1 protein-coding gene is annotated in these 241 nt (G+C 32.8%); it reads right to left on the bottom strand.

The features are described from left to right. Positions 1-189 (bottom strand): Rep family protein (locus tag SH09_RS13615; protein ID WP_327083209.1); only part of this gene is annotated, 189 nt, incomplete at its 3' end. Between the last annotated feature and the right edge of the window lie 52 nt (positions 190-241).

The following is a 241-nucleotide window of genomic DNA, read 5'->3' on the forward strand; positions in this document are numbered from 1 at the left end:
ATCCTTATCATGTAATGGAGATTCAACCCATTGTATATGTTCATCATCTAATATATCTCTCCAACCTTCAGAAACACTTTCTGGGTAAATTACAAACGTCCAATTTCTAGTTCTTACATTCCCTTGTGATGCTTTATTCACCATGATATAATTACCTCCGAATACAAGTTTATGCTGCCATAGCCACATGGCAGTATTTTTTTATCTATTTTTATGTTTTTTATCAAAATCTTGCAAAGCC

The sequence above is a fragment of the Staphylococcus gallinarum genome, assembly GCF_000875895.1.
Taxonomy (GTDB): Bacteria; Bacillota; Bacilli; order Staphylococcales; family Staphylococcaceae; genus Staphylococcus; species Staphylococcus gallinarum.